Origin of the sequence: Pseudomonas sp. P7758 (genome assembly GCF_013386485.1) — a bacterium.
In the GTDB taxonomy this organism is placed as follows: domain Bacteria; phylum Pseudomonadota; class Gammaproteobacteria; order Pseudomonadales; family Pseudomonadaceae; genus Aquipseudomonas.
On sequence record NZ_JACARS010000207.1, the window covers coordinates 1 to 3,301 of the forward strand.

General features: G+C 58.9%; 6 protein-coding genes. 4 read left to right on the forward strand and 2 right to left on the reverse strand.

Going from position 1 to position 3,301, the window contains the following annotated elements; genetic code table 11:
* Positions 1–49: 49 nt before the first annotated feature.
* On the reverse strand, positions 50–571 hold the full coding sequence (locus tag HX873_RS30465) for a DUF3087 family protein (protein ID WP_003210892.1): 522 nt from the start codon (positions 569–571) through the stop codon (positions 50–52).
* Between the two features lie 153 nt (positions 572–724).
* On the opposite strand from HX873_RS30465, the gene HX873_RS30470 reads away from it, so the two are divergent.
* Positions 725–898, forward strand: coding sequence for a hypothetical protein (locus HX873_RS30470; RefSeq protein WP_173883076.1), 174 nt, complete (start codon positions 725–727; stop codon positions 896–898).
* Positions 899–922: 24 nt separating this feature from the next.
* Positions 923–1,117, forward strand: a complete 195-nt coding sequence (locus HX873_RS30475) for a DUF6021 family protein (protein ID WP_003210890.1) — start codon at positions 923–925, stop codon at positions 1,115–1,117.
* A gap of 35 nt (positions 1,118–1,152) precedes the next feature.
* On the opposite strand, the gene HX873_RS30480 is transcribed toward HX873_RS30475, so the two are convergent.
* Positions 1,153–1,398, reverse strand: a complete 246-nt coding sequence (locus HX873_RS30480) for a DUF6555 family protein (protein WP_023658994.1) — start codon at positions 1,396–1,398, stop codon at positions 1,153–1,155.
* A gap of 158 nt (positions 1,399–1,556) precedes the next feature.
* Between HX873_RS30480 and HX873_RS30485 the strand changes: the two genes are divergently transcribed.
* Both HX873_RS30485 and HX873_RS30490 read left to right on the forward strand, forming a co-directional pair.
* Positions 1,557–2,387, forward strand: coding sequence for an arylamine N-acetyltransferase (locus HX873_RS30485; RefSeq protein WP_177123692.1), 831 nt, complete (start codon positions 1,557–1,559; stop codon positions 2,385–2,387).
* Between the two features lie 123 nt (positions 2,388–2,510).
* Complete coding sequence (locus tag HX873_RS30490; RefSeq protein ID WP_003210885.1) at positions 2,511–3,263, forward strand: outer membrane beta-barrel protein; 753 nt, start codon at positions 2,511–2,513, stop codon at positions 3,261–3,263.
* Positions 3,264–3,301: the final 38 nt, after the last annotated feature.

Sequence of the window (3,301 nt, forward strand, 5' to 3'; positions counted from 1 at the left end):
GAGCGGAACCCATATCAGCCATCACCCAAATAACGGATATGCCCCCCAATCAGCGAGCCTTCACAGCCTCAACCCAATCCGGATCCAGCCGCGTCTGGTCAGGCTCAATCCCCAACCCCCGCATCCTCTCCAGGTGCTCATCAACCTCGCGCACCAACTGCGCCTGAGAACTCGAATTGGCGTCCAGTTCGTGCATCTGCATCAACCCAAGGTGATAAAATCGCAGCAACTTGATCGCCACCGGATCATTCGCCTTCACCCCGTCAGTCACCTTGTGCATCACATTAGTCACACTCATCAGGCTGCGCTTGAGCTGCCACCCATACACCGCCGGCGCGAACCAGGCCTGGTTCCAGAACGGCCCCCGCACCAGCCCTACGGTAATCAACACCCCGGCAAACACCCCGCCCACATTAAAGCGAAAATTATCCCCCCCAGGCTCACCAAACAGCATCACCGCCAGGCTGGAAAGCACCATCGCCAACACCACAAACAACCCCGCGACTATCAACGTACTGCGTCGCGTCTGCTGGCGAAAAACAATCGGGTCGCACGGTTTGAGCTCAAACATCCAGGGTCAGTCTCCATGGCACAAGTAGGGTTATAACGCCGGCCAGCATCTTCTCATGCTTCACCCGTCGGAGTGACGGTAATCAGGTTGAACGATGGATCAGCGCAATTTCTCTAACCCCTGTAGGCAACCGACCCCCAAGTGAGGTGAACCATGACCCGGTACCAGCAACAGTCGCCCGGCACACCCAACCCCGACCGCACGCCCGGCGAAGAGGAGCGTGACAACGACGCCCTGCGCCCCAACGACCCGGCCGAACGGCAAGACGAAGAAGAGCAGGTCGAGGAAGACCTGGAAAACCTGCACGACAAGGCCCGCCCGCTGTAGACCCGGCGCGCCAAGGAGGTAGTTATGACTAATCGTACAAGCGGTCCGCATTCATCCGAGCATTCCAGCGGCAAGGACGAATTGGGTTTCGACCCCGATTCCCCGGACGTCGCAGACCCACAGGTCGACCCGGTAGGTCCCGCCATTGCCCCGTTGGACAAGCCAGAAAAAACCGGCAAGAAGCCGGCCTATGATCCCCTCGGTGATCTGAAAAAGTGAAACAAGCCCCGCCGTCGTGCGGGGCTTTTTATTCCTCAACCAAGCCGTTTCGGGGCTGTCCATGTCACCTCGGTGATGCCGAACTTCTCCGCCCAGGGACGAGTGGTCTTTTTCACCCGCTCGTGGCCCGGCCGGCCTATCCGCCCCACGTGGGCAATGTCGGCGTCAACGGCCGCCCAATGCCACGCTTCGGCGTTGTTCATGACCTCGGCACGCACCACAAAGGTTTTTGGTTCGCCGTGTAGCAAGTAGTGGATGGTGTAGATCATTGCGGTACTCATGATGCCTCCCTGTCTTGTAGTGAATGGATATAAATCAGTTCAGAAAGGTTCAGAAAGTTTGTGCATCTGAGGGCTTGCATTTGATTCACCCCACAATTGGCAAATAACCGCCGTCAGGGTATTAGTGGTGCTTTCGCCACCGACTCCAGGATTGCGTCATGCCAGAGCTGACCCACAGCCGCCTCTACCTGCAACGTCTGGGCTACGACACGCCGCCTCCGCCCACCCTGCAAACCCTGCAGGATCTGCAGTTGCGCCATGTCAGCACCTTCGCGTTTGAAAGCCTGTCGACCCTGCTGCACGCACCGGTGCCGATCGATTTGCCGAGCGTCGAACAAAAAGTCCTGTTCGACGGCCGTGGTGGTTATTGCTACGAGCTGAACCAGCTGTTCCTGGCCTTGTTGCAGGAGTTGGGCTTCGAGGCGCGGGGCATTTCCGGCCGTGTGGTGATGGGGGGGCCACCCGATGCACTGACGGCGCGCACCCATCGGCTGAGCCTGGTGACCCTGGACGGCGTGCGTTACATCAGTGATGTCGGCTTTGGTGGCATGGTGCCCACCAGTCCCTTGCAACTGGACACCGATGCCACCCAGGCCACCGCCCATGAACCCTATCGCCTGAGCCTGGAGGAGGGCAGCTACACCTTGTGGGCGCAGGTCGCCGGTGAGTGGCGCGGCTTGTATGTGTTCGACCTGCAGGTGCAGTCACACTTCGACTACGAGATCGGTAACTGGTACGTCTCCACCCACCCGGATTCGCCGTTCCTCGGCCAGCTGAAAGTCGCACTGATTGGCCCGGGATTTCGCCGCACGCTGAACAACGGCCAGTACGCGATTCACTACCTGGACCGGGCCAGCGAAAAGCGTGCAATCGAGGACGTCGAAGAGTTGCTGAACCTGTTGCAGGCCAGCTTTGGCATTCGCCTGCCGGAGCATCCGCAGTTGCGGTCAATTCTCGGTCGTTTGCTGGCTCCCGTCCAAGACGCTTGATATAGAGCCTTCGCTGAACCGTTTTACCTCGAAAAAGGTGCAAATTAATTCGAACCTTTCGCCAAAACGAGGGTTCGAAGCGTTTCCTGAATAATTTGCCACCTGCAATGGAGACGTAAAACGATGTCCAAACTATTCGGAAAGATCCTCAAGAATTCCTCGGTCCTGGCCTTGATCGCGGCACCTGGTGTGGTGTTCGCCGCAGCGCCGACCGACCCGATTTCCACCTTCGGGATCCTCGGCAGCTACAACGACTTCAAACTCGAAGGCGGTAGCCAAAGCGACAAGGACCACATGCCTGAAGCCGGCCTGTTCTATAACTTCGGCAACAAGCTGACGGCTGAATCCGGCTTTATCTACCAGGCCGGTATCGAAGCCAAGTACGGCGAGAAGAGCGACAACAAACTCAAGGAAGGCCAGGCCGACCTCGACCTCGGCTGGCGTGCCGCGCTGGATGCGCGCAACTTCGTCGACGTGCTGGTGGGTGGCGGCTACAGCTGGACCCGCTACGAGCCGGACTCGGGCGACTACGACATGAAACTCACCAACAAATCGCCGTTCGCCAAAGCGGCCCTGGGCTACAACCACCAGTTCGACGACATGACCATGCGTGTTGAACTGGGCGCCCGCCATACCATCGACGGCCGCGCCAAGCTCAAGGTCGACGGCATCGGCAGCGACACCGTGGACCTCAAGGACCGCACCAACCCGTACGCCGAAGTCAGCCTGCTGATGAACCAGAAAGGCGATCTGCCAGTGATGGCGGGCCTGTACTACACCCGCACCGAGTACAAGCTCGATGACGATTCGTACGTGGCCGACAACACCAAGCTCAAGCGTGACGAGTATGGGTTCAAGGTCGGTATAGCCTTCTAAGCCCACCTCGATTCTAACGGTGGGAGCGGGCTTGCTCG